Origin of the sequence: Paraburkholderia sp. BCC1876, assembly GCF_902833695.1 — a bacterium.
GTDB lineage: Bacteria > Pseudomonadota > Gammaproteobacteria > Burkholderiales > Burkholderiaceae > Paraburkholderia.
Genome location: NZ_CADFGI010000095.1, coordinates 1 through 445 on the forward strand (window position 1 = coordinate 1; position 445 = coordinate 445).

Sequence of the window (445 nt, forward strand, 5' to 3'; positions counted from 1 at the left end):
GACCTGCTCAGGCGCACGCTCGGCCAGTCGATCGACATCGAGACGCTGGTGGCGCCGGGGCTCTGGCACACCATGATCGACCCGCATCAGTTCGAGAACGCCGTGCTCAATCTCGCGGTGAATGCCCGCGAGGCGATGCCCGAAGGCGGGAAGCTGACGCTCGAGCTGGAGAACGAGGCGCTCGACGAGCGTTACGTGGCGGCCGAATCGGACGTGCCGCCGGGGCAGTACGTGATGCTGGCCGTCACCGACAACGGCGTGGGCATGCCCGCCGAGATCCTGGCCCGCGCCTTCGATCCGTTCTTCAGCACCAAGTCGGAAGGCGCCGGCACGGGGCTCGGCCTGAGCATGGCCTATGGCTTCGTCAAGCAGAGCGGCGGCCATATCCGCATCTACAGCGAGGTGGGCTACGGCACCACGGTGAAGGCCTATTTCCCGAGGTCGG

At 67.0% G+C, this 445-nt stretch carries 1 protein-coding gene; it reads left to right on the forward strand.

Annotated elements, in window-relative coordinates:
- On the forward strand, positions 1-445 hold a 445-nt coding region (locus HWY05_RS37940; protein ID WP_244146813.1), incomplete at both ends, for an ATP-binding protein.